Raw genomic sequence first — 17,253 nt, 5'->3', positions numbered from 1 at the left:
TCAAGACTTTTTTTTATTTTTATTCTTTCAAAACTAGATAACAATTTGCTGAGTACTTTTTTACTGTCTCAACTACGGCTCCAACGCCTTTCACAATTGAACAGTCGCCTTCGCTTTTCTAATTTGGTTAAGTCCTCCTCGATTTAGTATCAGTCAGCTACACACGTCACCGTGCTTCCACCTCTGACCTATCAACCTGATCATCTTTCAGGGATCTTACTAGCTTGCGCTATGGGAAATCTCATCTTGAGGGGGGCTTCATGCTTAGATGCTTTCAGCACTTATCCCGTCCACACATAGCTACCCAGCGATGCCTTGGCAAGACAACTGGTACACCAGCGGTGTGTCCATCCCGGTCCTCTCGTACTAAGGACAGCTCCTCTCAAATTTCCTACGCCCACGACGGATAGGACCGAACTGTCTCACGACGTTCTGAACCCAGCTCGCGTACCGCTTTAATGGGCGAACAGCCCAACCCTTGGGACCGACTACAGCCCCAGGATGCGATGAGCCGACATCGAGGTGCCAAACCTCCCCGTCGATGTGGACTCTTGGGGGAGATAAGCCTGTTATCCCCGGGGTAGCTTTTATCCGTTGAGCGATGGCCCTTCCATGCGGAACCACCGGATCACTAAGCCCGACTTTCGTCCCTGCTCGACTTGTAGGTCTCGCAGTCAAGCTCCCTTGTGCCTTTACACTCTACGAATGATTTCCAACCATTCTGAGGGAACCTTTGGGCGCCTCCGTTACTCTTTAGGAGGCGACCGCCCCAGTCAAACTGCCACCTGACACTGTCTCCCAGCCCGATCAGGGCTGCGGGTTAGAATTTCAATACAACCAGGGTCGGTATCCCACCGACACCTCCACCGAAGCTAGCGCTCCGGCTTCTCAGGCTCCTGCCTATCCTGTACAAGCTGTACCAAAATTCAATATCAGGCTACAGTAAAGCTCCACGGGGTCTTTCCGTCCTGTCGCGGGTAACCTGCATCTTCACAGGTACTATAATTTCACCGAGTCTCTCGTTGAGACAGTGCCCAGATCGTTACGCCTTTCGTGCGGGTCAGAACTTACCCGACAAGGAATTTCGCTACCTTAGGACCGTTATAGTTACGGCCACCGTTTACTGGGGCTTCGATTCAGAGCTTCTCCCAAAGGATAACCCCTCCTCTTAACCTTCCAGCACCGGGCAGGCGTCAGCCCCTATACTCGCCTTGCGGCTTCGCAGAGACCTGTGTTTTTGCTAAACAGTCGCCTGGGCCTATTCACTGCGGCTCTCTCGGGCTATACACCCTACCAGAGCACCCCTTCTCCCGAAGTTACGGGGTCATTTTGCCGAGTTCCTTAACGAGAGTTCTCTCGATCACCTTAGGATTCTCTCCTCGCCTACCTGTGTCGGTTTGCGGTACGGGCACCTCCCGCCTCGCTAGAGGCTTTTCTTGGCAGTGTGGAATCAGGAACTTCGGTACTATATTTCCCTCGTCATCACAGCTCAGCCTTATGATGAGCGGATTTGCCTACTCATCAGCCTAACTGCTTGAACGCGCATATCCAGCAGCGCGCTTACCCTATCCTCCTGCGTCCCCATTACTCAAACGGCGGGGAGGTGGTACAGGAATATCAACCTGTTGGCCATCGCCTACCGCTTTTCAGCCTCGGCTTAGGTCCCGACTAACCCTGAGCGGACGAGCCTTCCTCAGGAAACCTTAGGCATTCGGTGGACAAGATTCTCACTTGTCTTTCGCTACTCATACCGGCATTCTCACTTCTAAGCGCTCCACCAGTCCTTACGGTCTAGCTTCGCAGCACTTAGAACGCTCTCCTACCACTGACATCAAAGATGTCAATCCACAGCTTCGGTGATACGTTTAGCCCCGGTACATTTTCGGCGCAGAGTCACTCGACCAGTGAGCTATTACGCACTCTTTAAATGGTGGCTGCTTCTAAGCCAACATCCTGGTTGTCTAAGCAACTCCACATCCTTTTCCACTTAACGTATACTTGGGGACCTTAGCTGGTGGTCTGGGCTGTTTCCCTTTTGACTACGGATCTTATCACTCGCAGTCTGACTCCCACGGATAAGTCTTTGGCATTCGGAGTTTGACTGAATTCGGTAACCCGTTGGGGGCCCCTAGTCCAATCAGTGCTCTACCTCCAAGACTCTCACTACGTGAGGCTAGCCCTAAAGCTATTCGGAGAGAACCAGCTATCTCCAGGTTCGATTGGAATTTCTCCGCTACCCACACCTCATCCCCGCACTTTTCAACGTGCGTGGGTTCGGCCTCCATTCAGTGTTACCTGAACTTCACCCTGGACATGGGTAGATCACCTGGTTTCGGGTCTACAACCACATACTAAACGCCCTATTCAGACTCGCTTTCGCTACGGCTCCGTCTCTTCAACTTAACCTTGCATGGGATCGTAACTCGCCGGTTCATTCTACAAAAGGCACGCCATCACCCATTAACGGGCTCTGACTACTTGTAGGCACACGGTTTCAGGATCTCTTTCACTCCCCTTCCGGGGTGCTTTTCACCTTTCCCTCACGGTACTGGTTCACTATCGGTCACTAGGGAGTATTTAGCCTTGGGAGATGGTCCTCCCAGCTTCCGACGGAATTTCACGTGTTCCGCCGTACTCAGGATCCACTCAAGAGGGAACGAAGGTTTCAACTACAGGGTTGTTACCCTTCTTTGACGGGCCTTTCCAGACCTCTTCATTTACCTCGTTCCTTTGTAACTCCGTATAGAGTGTCCTACAACCCCAAGAGGCAAGCCTCTTGGTTTGGGCTATTCCGTTTCGCTCGCCGCTACTCAGGAAATCGCATTTGCTTTCTCTTCCTCCGGGTACTTAGTTTTCAGTTCCCGGGTCTGCCTTCAATATCCTATGTATTCAGATAAAGATACTGCTCCATTACGAACAGTGGGTTTCCCCATTCGGAAATCTCCGGATCAAAGCTTACTTACAGCTCCCCGAAGCATATCGGTGTTAGTCCCGTCCTTCATCGGCTCCTAGTGCCAAGGCATTCACCGTGCGCCCTTTCTAACTTAACCATTAGCGAATAAAAAATATGCAACTTGCACTGCGTTATTTATTGGTTTTATTAAGAAAAGTTTCACTTTTCCTCAGCTATTACTGTTATCTAGTTTTCAAAGAACAATCGCACTCAAAAAAGTTAAAGTTCTCTCTTCTTCTTATTAGATACGAAACAAAGTGATGTACTTTCCATTAATGAGAGATTGAACTCTCAAAACTGAACAAAGTTCAAAATTCTCCATAAAAAGAAGGAGGTGATCCAGCCGCACCTTCCGATACGGCTACCTTGTTACGACTTCACCCCAATCATCTGTCCCACCTTAGGCGGCTGGCTCCAAAAGGTTACCCCACCGACTTCGGGTGTTACAAACTCTCGTGGTGTGACGGGCGGTGTGTACAAGGCCCGGGAACGTATTCACCGCGGCATGCTGATCCGCGATTACTAGCGATTCCAGCTTCATGTAGGCGAGTTGCAGCCTACAATCCGAACTGAGAACGGTTTTATGAGATTAGCTCCACCTCGCGGTCTTGCAGCTCTTTGTACCGTCCATTGTAGCACGTGTGTAGCCCAGGTCATAAGGGGCATGATGATTTGACGTCATCCCCACCTTCCTCCGGTTTGTCACCGGCAGTCACCTTAGAGTGCCCAACTTAATGATGGCAACTAAGATCAAGGGTTGCGCTCGTTGCGGGACTTAACCCAACATCTCACGACACGAGCTGACGACAACCATGCACCACCTGTCACTCTGCTCCCGAAGGAGAAGCCCTATCTCTAGGGTTTTCAGAGGATGTCAAGACCTGGTAAGGTTCTTCGCGTTGCTTCGAATTAAACCACATGCTCCACCGCTTGTGCGGGCCCCCGTCAATTCCTTTGAGTTTCAGCCTTGCGGCCGTACTCCCCAGGCGGAGTGCTTAATGCGTTAACTTCAGCACTAAAGGGCGGAAACCCTCTAACACTTAGCACTCATCGTTTACGGCGTGGACTACCAGGGTATCTATCCTGTTTTGCTCCCCACGCTTTCGCGCCTCAGTGTCAGTTACAGACCAGAAAGTCGCCTTCGCCACTGGTGTTCCTCCATATCTCTACGCATTTCACCGCTACACATGGAATTCCACTTTCCTCTTCTGCACTCAAGTCTCCCAGTTTCCAATGACCCTCCACGGTTGAGCCGTGGGCTTTCACATCAGACTTAGAAACCACCTGCGCGCGCTTTACGCCCAATAATTCCGGATAACGCTTGCCACCTACGTATTACCGCGGCTGCTGGCACGTAGTTAGCCGTGGCTTTCTGGTTAGGCACCGTCAAGGTGCCAGCTTATTCAACTAGCACTTGTTCTTCCCTAACAACAGAGTTTTACGACCCGAAAGCCTTCATCACTCACGCGGCGTTGCTCCGTCAGACTTTCGTCCATTGCGGAAGATTCCCTACTGCTGCCTCCCGTAGGAGTCTGGGCCGCGTCTCAGTCCCAGTGTGGCCGATGACCCTCTCAGGTCGGCTACGCATCGTTGCCTTGGTGAGCCGTTACCTCACCAACTAGCTAATGCGACGCGGGTCCATCCATAAGTGACAGCCGAAGCCGCCTTTCAATTTCGAACCATGCAGTTCAAAATGTTATCCGGTATTAGCCCCGGTTTCCCGGAGTTATCCCAGTCTTATGGGCAGGTTACCCACGTGTTACTCACCCGTCCGCCGCTAACTTCATAAGAGCAAGCTCTTAATCCATTCGCTCGACTTGCATGTATTAGGCACGCCGCCAGCGTTCATCCTGAGCCAGTATCAACTCTCCAATAAAGTTAGTTTGTCTAGCATCTAAAATAAAAATTGACGTTTCACGTTGTTTGTTTCGTTCAGTTTTCAAAGAACTACTTGGTCGCTCATTTGCGACTTCCTTATGTTAACATCTTCATTTTCAATGTCAACTAAGTTTTTTATTTCTTTTGTCGTTTTCTGCGTTTCCGTCATCAGCGACTTGTTAATATATTACACCTCTAAAGTATAATCGTCAATACACCTTTTAAAAAACTTTATATTTTATAGATTTCATTTACGTATTTCTTCTATAAGTTATATACAAGCATCCCACAGAACAATCTATAGGGTGCTCTTCTACCATAAAAACTATTGTTCTTCGACGGCACCGAACAACTTCCATCAGTACAAGAAAGATTCTTTTTGGATTCTGAAGAAAGTTCTTGCAACTTAGGTGCAGGATTCTCTTCTTCCACACTTGCTGAAGTGCACCAAACAAAAGTTTCAAGTGGTTGTGCACCTGAAATAGCATACTTTTGATTAATAATAAAATAAGGCACTCCCGAAATTTGATATTGCTGAGCAATCGCTTCATCAATTCTAACATCATTTGCATACGCATTTTTATCATTAATAACATTTAAAGCTTCTTGCTTATCTAAACCTGAAGCTTCAGCGATAGTAGCAAGTGTATCCACATCGCTTAAATTTTTCGATTCAGTGAAATATGCAAAAAGTAGATTTTTCTGTAATCTCTTTTCTTTCCCTTGATTCTTTGCAAACTTCGCAAGACGATGCGCATCAAAAGTATTAGTCGGCTTCATCTCATCAAAATTAAAACTTAAACCCATACTAGCTGCATGATTTCCTAACTGTACGTTATTACGCTTAGCTTCTTCAATACTAATTCCATACTTTGATGCAAGTACTTCATTAATACTTGTTCCAGAATAATTGGAGCATTTTGGTCTAATTCAAAACTTTTAAACTCAACTTCAACCATCCTTCTTATATGGAAATTGCTCTAAAGCCATCTCTAATCTGCGTTTCCCAATATAGCAAAATGGGCATACAAAATCCGACCATGTTCAATTTTCATAAAAACACCTCATTAACATTTAGTTTTCAATCATTGTAGCACTGAGATTAAGGAATCAAAAGTTTTTGCTCTATCTCCTTCATATAGTACATACAAAAACACACTTATAGCAGAATACCTAATTAACAAAAAAACGATAATCAAAAGGATTAACTATTATCCCTCCGATTATCGTCTATATAAATGCAACAATTTTAATTATGCCGGAATATACTTCCCTACGAACTTCCATACAGTATTCCAATATTTATTCGAATCTACTTCTCCGCTTCTCCATGTCCAGCACCTGGAACAATTAATTTCTCTTTTTCTACTTTTGCAGCATTATATACTTCATCTAACATTTCAAAAGGAACGAATGTATCAGCATCCCCATGAATGAATAACATAGGTGTTTTACTTTTTCGCTACTTGTTTTACAGCTGAAGCCTCTTCTAAATCGTAACCAGCTCTTAATTTAGTAACCGTATTTGCCGCATTCATAACAGGAAACTTCGGTAAATGGAATAAATCTTTAGTTGATAAGTAAATTCATCAATAACAGTTGAAATATCCACAATCTTCAATAATAACTTTAACATTAGAAGGTAAATCTTCTTGAAGTCATCATTTAGTTGCAACCATCGAAACACCAATAATTTCAGCATTAAAATTTCTTTAAGATTTGTTGAATCCAAATCAAAACATCTTTACCTATATGCCAGCCCATACCTTCTGACATAATCTCCTTCACTATTTCCATGTCCACGAAGGTCTGGTGCTATGACATTATAATTGTTCCTATAGAAATTACGAACATATTTCGTCATTTCTGATGCTCTAAATTGTAATCCATGAACTACAATTGCCCATTTATGACTAGATGGTTCATTCATATATTCATAACCTTTTAAATTTAATTTATCGAAAGAACGTATAGTTAATGTGTTAGGTTTATACTTCAATACTAAGTTTGCATTCTTTTCTTCATTTGCAGCCACTTTTACTTTCCCAACTGCATTTACCGTTTCTACTTAAATGAGGATTATCTTGCAAAAATTCCTTTTCTTGTTTCGCATTTAACGCATAGTTATAAAAATAATTTCCAACTAACATATACACGATTTCCTAGTCAGGACTAAGACTACTATAGTAATTATACTTATCTTTTCATATTATCTCCTTTTCTAACTTAAATTTCTTATATTAAAGTACATCAAAAACAACTGTACTATTTTAACACACTGATGAATCCTATTTTAAGAAATAAAATATAAAAAATTAAATTACATATAAAAAATCACGAAAGAAATTGAATAAAACTTATATAGCTACGTACTATTTTTGAAAAGCGAGATTTTCAAAATATTTAGCTTTGAAAAAAAGTTATAAAACACAAAAAAGACGAGTCATTCTGACTCGTCTTAAAGTTTGCTTGGCGACGTCCTCTCTCACAGGGACAAGGTCCCAACTACCATGGCGCTAGAGAGCTTAACTTCCGTGTTCGGTATGGGAACGGGTGTGACCTCTCTGCCATCATCACCAAACTATGAAGGCATATTCCTTCAAAACTAGATAACATTTGCTACATATTATATGGTTAAGTCCTCGATTCTATTAGTATTCGTCAGCTCCACATGTCACCATGCTTCCACCTCGAACCTATCAACCTGATCATCTTTCAGGATCTTACTAGCTTACGCTATGGGAAATCTCATCTTGAGGGGGGCTTCATGCTTAGATGCTTTCAGCACTTATCCCTTCCGCACATAGCTACCCAGCTATGCCCTTGGCAGAACAACTGGTACACCAGCGGTGCGTCCATCCCGGTCCTCTCGTACTAAGGACAGCTCCTCTCAAATTTCCTACGCCCACGACGGATAGGGACCGAACTGTCTCACGACGTTCTGAACCCAGCTCGCGTACCGCTTTAATGGGCGAACATAGCCCAACCCTTGGGACCGACTACAGCCCCAGGATGCGATGAGCCGACATCGAGGTGCCAAACCTCCCCGTCGATGTGGACTCTTGGGGGAGATAAGCCTGTTATCCCCGGGGTAGCTTTTATCCGTTGAGCGATGGCCCTTCCATGCGGAACCACCGGATCACTAAGCCCGACTTTCGTCCCTGCTCGACTTGTAGGTCTCGCAGTCAAGCTCCCTTATGCCTTTGCACTCTACGAATGATTTCCAACCATTCTGAGGGAACCTTTGGGCGCCTCCGTTACACTTTAGGAGGCGACCGCCCCAGTCAAACTGCCCACCTGACACTGTCTCCCGGGTCGATAAGACCCGTAGGTTAGAATTTCAATACAGTCAGGGCGGTATCCCACCAGCGCCTCCACCGAAGCTAGCGCTCCGGTTTCAATGGCTCCCGCCTATCCTGTACAAACTGTACCAAAATTCAATATCAGGCTACAGTAAAGCTCCACGGGGTCTTTCCGTCCTGTCGCGGGTAACCTGCATCTTCACAGGTACTATAATTTCACCGAGTCTCTGGTTGAGACAGTGCCCAAATCGTTACACCTTTCGTGCGGGTCGGAACTTACCCGACAAGGAATTTCGCTACCTTAGGACCGTTATAGTTACGGCCGCCGTTTACTGGGGCTTCAGTTCAGAGCTTCGCTTACGCTAACCCCTCTCCTTAACCTTCCAGCACCGGGCAGGTGTCACCCCCTATACTTCGCCTTACGGCTTCGCAGAGAGCTGTGTTTTTGCTAAACAGTCGCTTGGGCCTATTCACTGCGGCTTTCCGTTAAGAAAGCACCCCTTCTCCCGAAGTTACGGGGTCATTTTGCCGAGTTCCTTAACCAGAGTTCTCTCGCACACCTTAGGATTCTCTCCTCGCCTACCTGTGTCGGTTTGCGGTACAGGCACCTTTTATCTCGCTAGAAGCTTTTCTTGGCAGCGGGGAATCAAAGACTTCGCTCCATAAGGAGCTTCCCCATCACAGCTCAGCCTTTACGATAAGCGGATTTGCCTACTTATCAGCCTAACTGCTTGGACGTGCACAACCAATCGCACGCTTCTTCTATCCTTCTGCGTCCCTCCATTGCTCAAACGATAAAGAGGTGGTACAGGAATATCAACCTGTTGTCCATCGCCTACGCCTGTCGGCCTCGGCTTAGGTCCTGACTAACCCTGAGCGGACGAGCCTTCCTCAGGAAACCTTAGGCATTCGGTGGACGGGATTCTCACCCGTCTTTCGCTACTCATACCGGCATTCTCACTTCTAAGCACTCCACCAGTCCTTCCGGTCTGACTTCACTGTCCTTAGAACGCTCCCTACCACTGATACCATTGGTATCAATCCGCAGCTTCGGTGGTGTATTTAGCCCCGGTACATTTTCGGCGCAGAGTCACTCGACTAGTGAGCTATTACGCACTCTTTAAATGGTGGCTGCTTCTAAGCCAACATCCTAGTTGTCTAAGCAACTCCACATCCTTTTCCACTTAATACACACTTTGGGACCTTAGCTGGCGGTCTGGGCTGTTTCCCTTTTGACTACCTACTTATCACTCGCAGTCTGACTCCTAAGGATAAGTCATTGGCATTCGGAGTTTGACTGAATTCGGTAATCCGATGAGGACCCCTAGTCCAATCAGTGCTCTACCTCCAAGACTCTTACACTTAAGGCTAGCCCTAAAGCTATTTCGGGGAGAACCAGCTATCTCCAGGTTCATTGGAATTTCTCCGCTACCCACACCTCATCCCCGCACTTTTCAACGTGCGTGGGTTCGGGCCTCCATTCAGTGTTACCTGAACTTCACCCTGGACATGGGTAGATCACCTGGTTTCGGGTCTACGACCACGTACTAAACGCCCTATTCAGACTCGCTTTCGCTGCGGCTCCGCCTCTTCAGCTTAACCTCGCACGGATCGTAACTCGCCGGTTCATTCTACAAAAGGCACGCCATCACCCGTTAACGGGCTCTGACTATTTGTAGGCACACGGTTTCAGGATCTCTTTCACTCCCCTTCCGGGGGCTGCTTTTCACCTTTCCCTCACGGTACTGGTTCACTATCGATCACTAGGAGTATTTAGCCTTGGGAGATGGTCCTCCCAGATTCCGACGGAATTTCACGTGTTCCGCCGTACTCAGGATACATTCAAGAGAGAACGAAGTTTCGACTACGGGGTTGTTACCCTCTACGACGGACCTTTCCAGGTCGCTTCGTCTACCTCGTTCCTTTGTAACTCCGTATAGAATGTCCTACAACCCCAAGAGGCAAGCCTCTTGGTTTGGGCTATGTTCCGTTTCGCTCGCCGCTACTCAGGAAATCGCATTTGCTTTCTCTTCCTCCAGGTACTTAGATGTTTCAGTTCCCTGGGTCTGTCTTCCTTACCCTATGTATTCAGATAAGGATACCATACCATTACGTATGGTGGGTTTCCCCATTCGGAAATCTTCGGATCAAAAGCTTACTTACAGCTCCCCGAAGCATATCGGCGTTAGTCCCGTCCTTCATCGACTCCTAGTGTCAAGGCATCCACCGTGCCCGCCCTTTCTAACTTAACCAAACTAAAAATTAAAAAATATGAGCTACACTGTTATCTAGTTTTCAAAGAACATACATTTATATATGAGAGATAGTTCTCTCAAAACTGAACAAAACGAAACACGGAAACTTATATTGATGAACAGCGTTCATCAATTCTCCATAGAAAGGAGGTGATCCAGCCGCACCTTCCGATACGGCTACCTTGTTACGACTTCACCCCAATCATCTGTCCCACCTTAGGCGGCTGGCTCCAAAAAGGTTACCCCACCGACTTCGGGTGTTACAAACTCTCGTGGTGTGACGGGCGGTGTGTACAAGGCCCGGGAACGTATTCACCGCGGCATGCTCATCCGCGATTACTAGCGATTCCAGCTTCATGTAGGCGAGTTGCAGCCTACAATCCGAACTGAGAACGGTTTTATGAGATTAGCTCCACCTCGCGGTCTTGCAGCTCTTTGTACCGTCCATTGTAGCACGTGTGTAGCCCAGGTCATAAGGGGCATATGATGATTTGACGTCATCCCCACCTTCCTCCGGTTTGTCACCGGCAGTCACCTTAGAGTGCCCAACTTAATGATGGCAACTAAGATCAAGGGTTGCGCTCGTTGCGGGACTTAACCCAACATCTCACGACACGAGCTGACGACAACCATGCACCACCTGTCACTCTGCTCCCGAAGGAGAAGCCCTATCTCTAGGGTTTTCAGAGGATGTCAAGACCTGGTAAGGTTCTTCGCGTTGCTTCGAATTAAACCACATGCTCCACCGCTTGTGCGGGCCCCCGTCAATTCCTTTGAGTTTCAGCCTTGCGGCCGTACTCCCCAGGCGGAGTGCTTAATGCGTTAACTTCAGCACTAAAGGGCGGAAACCCTCTAACACTTAGCACTCATCGTTTACGGCGTGGACTACCAGGGTATCTAATCCTGTTTGCTCCCCACGCTTTCGCGCCTCAGTGTCAGTTACAGACCAGAAAGTCGCCTTCGCCACTGGTGTTCCTCCATATCTCTACGCATTTCACCGCTACACATGGAATTCCACTTTCCTCTTCTGCACTCAAGTCTCCCAGTTTCCAATGACCCTCCACGGTTGAGCCGTGGGCTTTCACATCAGACTTAGAAACCACCTGCGCGCGCTTTACGCCCAATAATTCCGGATAACGCTTGCCACCTACGTATTACCGCGGCTGCTGGCACGTAGTTAGCCGTGGCTTTCTGGTTAGGTACCGTCAAGGTGCCAGCTTATTCAACTAGCACTTGTTCTTCCCTAACAACAGAGTTTTACGACCCGAAAGCCTTCATCACTCACGCGGCGTTGCTCCGTCAGACTTTCGTCCATTGCGGAAGATTCCCTACTGCTGCCTCCGTAGGAGTCTGGGCCGTGTCTCAGTCCCAGTGTGGCCGATCACCCTCTCAGGTCGGCTACGCATCGTTGCCTTGGTGAGCCGTTACCTCACCAACTAGCTAATGCGACGCGGGTCCATCCATAAGTGACAGCCGAAGCCGCCTTTCAATTTTCTCCATGCAGTTCAAAATGTTTATCCGGTATTAGCCCCGGTTTCCCGGAGTTATCCCAGTCTTATGGGCAGGTTACCCACGTGTTACTCACCCGTCCGCCGCTAACTTCATAAGAGCAAGCTCTTAATCCATTCGCTCGACTTGCATGTATTAGGCACGCCGCCAGCGTTCATCCTGAGCCAGGATCAAACTCTCCAATAAAGTTAGTTTGTCTAGCATCTAAAATAAAAATTAACGTTGACGTTTGTCGCTTTGTTCAGTTTTCAAAGAACTCTCGTCGCATCAAAGCGACCTTCTTATCTTACCACCAGGAGAAGTGCTTGTCAACACTTTTTTTAATGAAGTTCATTACCTCTTGGCGACGTATATTAATATAACATGTCATATTTAATAAAGCAATACTTTTTTAATAAAAAAATGAAAGAATTGTTTTATTTAACAATTCTTTCATTTGGAGATTGTTATTTCTTATAATACGAACTGATTAATTATAAACAACCCTATAATCCCAGGAACTCCTAGTACACCAGATACTATTGCTGTTGGTGCATTTATCGGGATATGAATATCAAACTGCGCACCAAAGATATTAATAAAAAATAGTAACAGAACTCCTATTATTAACTTAATAGTTAAATTCCCCATTATACGCAACATCTTTTCCACACCACCTTTTACAAGTAAAAGTACGATTAAGCTTACTAAAGCTGGAACAACAATAAGAGGTTGAGTTAACATTTTTATCCCCTTCTTTATAAATAAAATAATATTACTTATATGTATGTCCTACTTTTTAAAACAATCCATTTTTATTAAAGAAAAAAGATGCCTTAAATTAAGACATCTTTCGAATGGATATATTTCTATGTTTTGCTTCTTTTAACAAAAAGAGATATTTAGCTTTCGCTAACTTCATATCTACTAAAACTGCATCTGAAGGATCTACACTTCTTTCAACAATAACCTCTTTTTTATTCCATTTATCTTTTAATTCATTAAACGTTTTAAGAAAAGATTCATCATATTCTTTTCTTAACCAACCTTTTCGTTTAAAAAACATGGCATAGCTCCTTACTTATACGTCTCTACGACCTTCTAAAGCTTTCGATAAAGTTACTTCATCAGCATACTCTAAATCTCCACCTACTGGTAAACCATGTGCAATTCTAGTAATTCTTATACCAGTTGGTTTTAACAGCCTAGAAATGTACATTGCTGTTGCTTCACCTTCAATATTAGGATTTGTTGCTAAAATCACTTCTTGAATCTCATCGTTTTGAAGCCTTTTCAACAATTCAGGAACTTTAATATCTTCTGGACCAATACCTTCCATTGGAGAAATCGCACCATGAAGGACATGATAAAGTCCCGTATATTCCTTCATCTTCTCCATAGCAATAACATCTTTAGGATCTTGAACGACACATACAACCGTACGATCTCTCCTTTGATCCTGACAGATATAACATGGGTCTTGGTCTGTGATGTGACCACAGGTTGAACAATACGTTAAGTTACGCTTTGCATTCACAAGTGCTTTGGCAAAATCAAGCACTGTGTCCTCTTTCATATTTAAAACAAAGAAGGCAAGCCTAACAGCTGTTTTGGGCCCAATACCCGGGAGTTTCATGAAACTATCTATTAGTTTTGAAATTGGTTCTGGATAATGCACGTAGCAACCACCTTAATTAAAGTCCTGGGATGTTTAAACCTTTAGTGAATTGTCCCATTGTGTTATTTGTTAACTCGTCCATTTGCTTTAACGCATCATTCGTTGCTGCCAACACTAAATCTTGAAGCATTTCAATATCTTCTGGATCTACTACTTCTTCTTTAATTTTCACATCAATAATTTCTTTTTGACCATTTACAATTACTGTAACCATTCCACCGCCAGCTGTGCCTTCAATTGTTTTTTCAGCTAGTTCTTCTTGTGCCTTTTGCATATCTTTCTGCATTTTTTGCATTTGTTTCATCATTTTTTGCATGTTACCCATTCCGCCACGCATCATAATTATAATTCCTCCTAGTTTTAGTCATGTATTTCAATAAGTTCTTCTCCGAACAGCTTTTTAGCTTCGGATATTAAAGGATCTTCTTCTTCTTTTTGCGCACCATCATTACCTTGCTGCTCTTGAAGAAAATCTCCTCTTACTTTATCCCATTCATTATCTGGGATTGCAACCATTTCACGTTTGCTCCCACTTAAAGTATATAGGATATTTTCTAAATTATCACGTACATTGTTGTTATTTTCAGCTGCCATTTTGCAATGGATTTCATACTTAAATTTTAAGATAAAAGACTTTGTAGATGAAGCAACAGGTTCACTATTAGACAACAAGGCAGCATGTGATGCTTTATTTTGCTGACGCAATGTTTCTAAAACCTCTCCCCACAGACGCTTAATTTCTTCTAGCTCCTGACGAGACGCTTGTTTTAGAACTTCATGCACTTTTCCTATCGGAACTTTATATTGACTGCGCACTTGCCTTTTTACTTTTTGATCACTTATTTCTTGCTGACTTTGCTGTACTTGAACACCGTTTTCTTTTAGATGAGTAACTTGTGCTTCAAGCATTTTAACTTTTTGAAGCAATTCCCCCTCTTCACCCTCTGCTGTTTTTTTCTTACTAGCAGATTGAGCAAGTTTCACTAATGCTACCTCTAGTAACACTCGTGGGTGATTTGTCCACTTCATCTCTTGTTGCGTTTGATTAAGATGGTGAATAATTGAATAAATATCTTCAGCTGGTAGTTGTACAGCTAGTTTTTTAAACTCTTCACTCACTACGGCCTTTTCCATTAAATGTTCCATTTCAGGCGACGATTGATAAAGTAAAACATCTCTGTAATAAAAAATTAAGTCTTCTAAGAAACGAACTGGATCTTTACCGTTTTGAATGAGTTGCTCAACTGCCTGTAACGCTGATACAAGATTTTTCTCTGCAATTGAACGAACAATTTGCAGCATAAATGTATGCGAAACAGCTCCTGTAATAGATAACACATCATCCAAAGTAACTTCGTTTTCACTATATGAGATTGCCTGATCTAACAAGCTTAACGCATCTCTCATTCCACCTTCCGATGCCTTAGCAACCTCATATAAAGCTTCATCCGCTACGTTTACATCCTCAGATATCAAAACTTCTTTCATTCGATAAACAATATCATCAGGTGAGATTCGTTTAAAATCAAAACGTTGACATCTTGAAATGATAGTCAGTGGAATTTTATGCGGTTCTGTTGTTGCCAAAATAAATATTACGTGAGGAGGTGGTTCTTCTAATGTTTTTAACAACGCATTAAACGCACCTATTGAAAGCATATGAACTTCATCTATAATATAAACTTTGTAACGAACGGCACTTGGTGCATATTTGACTTTATCTCTAATATCTCGAATTTCATCTACTCCGTTATTTGAAGCAGCATCAATTTCAATAACATCTGATATGGAACCATCTGTAATTCCTCTACACGTAGTACACTCATTACAAGGTTCGGATACGGGTGCATGTTCACAGTTAACCGCTTTAGCTAAGATTTTTGCTGCAGTCGTTTTCCCTGTGCCCCTCGGTCCTGAAAATAGATATGCATGCGAAAATTTTTCAAGAACGAGTGCATTCTGTAAAGTCTTAATAATATGTCGCTGACCAACAACATCTTGAAAACTTTGAGGGCGGTACACACGATATAAAGCCTGATACGCCACTGCATCTTCTCCTTTTTGTTATATAAATTTGATATTATTATAACGTACTATAACTATTTTTCCAAAACATCGTTTACCTTATTTTATCTAATAAAATATACGCTAAATAAAAAAACCTACTCTATCAGAGTAGGTTACTTTTATATGTATTTAACTGCCGTGCACCTTCCTTCGATTAGCCTCCCCAAGCGTTACTTAAGCAGTTAGCTCGGTTCAGGCGACCCTATGGCACATGAGAGATTCTGCTTACTGCTGCTTCCTTCCGGACCTGACAGGGTTCACAGATTCCCATTGCATAGGACCCAAACGTCAACACCACTTACTTAAGGCAGACCTCAAGGAGAACTAACCTCAGGAAAGGAGTTCGGCCTCGCTAGAGCGGATTGCGAGTACAGGGCACCGCTACCTCCCCGCTTAGCACGGCAAAGTTGAAACCTTTGTTTGAGCACCATGTTGATGCTTATACAAGTATAATTCTTTTTAGGACAAAATGCAACCTTTACGAAATGTAATTTATTGTAATTTTTTCTTTGCTTGTTTTTTTCGATTTCGCAAATCTTTAAAAAATGCACTTAGCATTTCTGCACATTCCTTTTCAAGAACTCCCCCTCGAATTTCTGATTGATGATTGAACTTTTCATAATCTAATAAATTCATCAAAGTTCCCGCGCAACCCCCTTTAGGGTCAAACGCCCCAAACACCACTCTTTTTACACGAGATAACATAATAGCCCCCGCACACATCGGACAAGGTTCTAATGTAACATATAATGTCGTATCTTCTAATCGCCACGTATTTAACTTTTGACAAGCCTCATCTATCGCTAATAGTTCTGCGTGAGCTATAGATCGTTGTGTACTCTCTCTTAAATTGTGTCCTTTTGCAATAACATGTCCATCCTTATCTACAATAACCGCTCCTATAGGAACTTCCATAATCCCACAAGCTTTTCTTGCTTCATCTATAGCTAAGCGCATATATTTCTCATCTTCAAGCATGGTTTAAACTCCTTACATATTATATTTGTTATGAGCAACACTACTTATTAGGTTAAAAATCAATAAGGAGATTGTATATGAATGATTCTAAAATTGCATTAGTTATTATTGATATGATTAATGATTTTCAATTTAAAAATGGAAAAACTCTTGCTAAAAAAGCTGAAACTCTTGCTCAAAATATCTCTTCATTAAAAGCAGAGTGTTTAATGAAGAAGATTCCTGTTATCTATATAAACGATCACTATAAATTATGGCAGGCTAACTTAAATACAATCCTTGAATACTGCGTGAATCCAATAAGTTCCCCTATATTGCAGTATATACAACCCCATGCTACAGATTATTTTTTAATCAAACCAAAACACTCTATCTTTTATGGAACAGCTTTAACCATTTTACTACAACAGCTAAATGTCGATACATTGATTTTAACAGGACTAGCGGGAAATATATGCGTACTCTTTTCAGCAAATGATGCATATATGAGAGAATACAATCTGATTATTCCTAAAGATTGTATTGCATCAAATTCTGACGAAGATAATAAATTCGCTATTGAAATGATGAAAAATGTACTTAAAGCTACAATTTGTGAACATAGTGATTTAATTACATAAGCATTTGCTCACTCTTTTTTTCATAGACTGAATA

The 17,253-nt window shown here is 43.5% G+C and carries 7 protein-coding genes, 5 rRNA genes, 1 other RNA gene and 2 pseudogenes; 1 reads left to right on the top strand and 14 read right to left on the bottom strand.

Annotated features, from left to right (window positions below; translation table 11 throughout):
- Positions 1–123: 123 nt before the first annotated feature.
- From V2145_RS00180 to tadA, 14 genes and pseudogenes are all read right to left on the bottom strand, one after another.
- Positions 124–3,050, bottom strand: a 23S ribosomal RNA gene (locus tag V2145_RS00180).
- 230 nt (positions 3,051–3,280) lie between these two features.
- Positions 3,281–4,829: ribosomal RNA gene (locus tag V2145_RS00175) — 16S ribosomal RNA — on the bottom strand.
- The 16S and 23S rRNA genes sit together here, the layout of an rRNA operon.
- 266 nt (positions 4,830–5,095) lie before the next feature.
- Positions 5,096–5,821, bottom strand: a pseudogene (locus V2145_RS00170) (DsbA family oxidoreductase).
- Between the two features lie 263 nt (positions 5,822–6,084).
- A pseudogene (locus V2145_RS00165) lies at positions 6,085–7,031 on the bottom strand (alpha/beta hydrolase).
- 267 nt (positions 7,032–7,298) lie between these two features.
- Positions 7,299–7,412: ribosomal RNA gene (rrf, locus tag V2145_RS00160) — 5S ribosomal RNA — on the bottom strand.
- A gap of 49 nt (positions 7,413–7,461) precedes the next feature.
- A 23S ribosomal RNA gene (locus tag V2145_RS00155) occupies positions 7,462–10,385 on the bottom strand.
- 146 nt (positions 10,386–10,531) lie between these two features.
- Positions 10,532–12,083: ribosomal RNA gene (locus tag V2145_RS00150) — 16S ribosomal RNA — on the bottom strand.
- Positions 12,084–12,350: 267 nt separating this feature from the next.
- The gene (locus tag V2145_RS00145) at positions 12,351–12,620 is read right to left on the bottom strand and encodes a pro-sigmaK processing inhibitor BofA family protein (protein ID WP_094913357.1); all 270 of its coding nucleotides are present in this window, start codon (positions 12,618–12,620) and stop codon (positions 12,351–12,353) included.
- 97 nt (positions 12,621–12,717) lie between these two features.
- Positions 12,718–12,942 (bottom strand): YaaL family protein, encoded by a 225-nt coding sequence (locus V2145_RS00140; RefSeq protein ID WP_094913356.1) that lies wholly within the window; start codon positions 12,940–12,942, stop codon positions 12,718–12,720.
- 15 nt (positions 12,943–12,957) lie between these two features.
- The gene (gene recR / locus V2145_RS00135) at positions 12,958–13,554 is read right to left on the bottom strand and encodes a recombination mediator RecR (RefSeq protein ID WP_025908034.1); all 597 of its coding nucleotides are present in this window, start codon (positions 13,552–13,554) and stop codon (positions 12,958–12,960) included.
- Between the two features lie 16 nt (positions 13,555–13,570).
- Complete coding sequence (locus V2145_RS00130; RefSeq protein ID WP_165932607.1) at positions 13,571–13,891, bottom strand: YbaB/EbfC family nucleoid-associated protein; 321 nt, start codon at positions 13,889–13,891, stop codon at positions 13,571–13,573.
- Positions 13,892–13,914: 23 nt separating this feature from the next.
- Positions 13,915–15,600, bottom strand: coding sequence for a DNA polymerase III subunit gamma/tau (dnaX, locus tag V2145_RS00125; RefSeq protein WP_311856000.1), 1,686 nt, complete (start codon positions 15,598–15,600; stop codon positions 13,915–13,917).
- A gap of 157 nt (positions 15,601–15,757) precedes the next feature.
- An RNA gene (gene ffs / locus V2145_RS00120) (signal recognition particle sRNA large type) lies at positions 15,758–16,023 on the bottom strand.
- Between the two features lie 90 nt (positions 16,024–16,113).
- On the bottom strand, positions 16,114–16,599 hold the full coding sequence (gene tadA / locus V2145_RS00115) for a tRNA adenosine(34) deaminase TadA (RefSeq protein ID WP_311856001.1): 486 nt from the start codon (positions 16,597–16,599) through the stop codon (positions 16,114–16,116).
- 77 nt (positions 16,600–16,676) lie between these two features.
- Here tadA and V2145_RS00110 point away from each other — a divergent pair, with 77 nt between their 5' ends.
- Positions 16,677–17,219, top strand: a complete 543-nt coding sequence (locus tag V2145_RS00110) for an isochorismatase family cysteine hydrolase (protein WP_311856003.1) — start codon at positions 16,677–16,679, stop codon at positions 17,217–17,219.
- The last annotated feature ends 34 nt before the right edge of the window (positions 17,220–17,253 follow it).

It is taken from the genome of Priestia sp. GS2 (genome assembly GCF_036409025.1).
Taxonomy (GTDB): domain Bacteria; phylum Bacillota; class Bacilli; order Bacillales; family Bacillaceae_H; genus Priestia; species Priestia aryabhattai_A.
The sequence above is the reverse complement of the archived record's forward strand: the minus strand, read 5'-3'. Positions and strand labels throughout refer to the sequence as shown.